The sequence below is a fragment of the Arenibacter sp. S6351L genome (assembly GCF_023016025.1).
In the GTDB taxonomy this organism is placed as follows: Bacteria; Bacteroidota; Bacteroidia; order Flavobacteriales; family Flavobacteriaceae; genus Arenibacter; species Arenibacter algicola_B.
Genome location: NZ_JALKBB010000109.1, coordinates 1 through 496 on the forward strand (window position 1 = coordinate 1; position 496 = coordinate 496).

General features: G+C 51.4%; 1 protein-coding gene. It reads left to right on the top strand.

The annotated features are described in order from the left end of the window. Positions 1 to 63: 63 nt before the first annotated feature. On the top strand, positions 64 to 496 hold a 433-nt coding region (locus MWU82_RS24115; RefSeq protein WP_247098314.1), incomplete at its 3' end, for a PKD domain-containing protein.

Here is a 496-nt window from a genome sequence, read left to right on the forward strand (position 1 = left end):
AACCCCAACAGTGTTGGAGGTCCTGGATACAGTTTCCAACATAGACCTACCAAAGGCGCAAATATGGGCAGCGGCAACTTTACCGCCCCAGCCCTAGCTCCGGGAGGATTCCCACATTACCTCAGGTTGGTACGCTCGGGCAATGCCTTCACAGCTTACGTATCCGAGACCAATGGAAGCTGGGTACAGGTAGGAAGTGCTTCCATACCTATGGGACAGAGCATCTTTGTAGGTCTGGCGACAACATCACATAACGATGGCGTACTTGCCAATGCAGTATACGAGAATGTTCAGGTCATTGGCAACGTAGAAGAAAACGAAGCCCCTACCGCAGAGGCAACAGCTACTCCGTTGACCGGTACGGCGCCATTGGAAGTGAACTTTAACGGCAGTGGATCTAACGACCCAGAAAATCCAAATGGACTTGTCTATGCTTGGGATTTCGGAAACGGCGATACCTCGTCTGCTACCAACCCGGTTTACACCTATACTACCG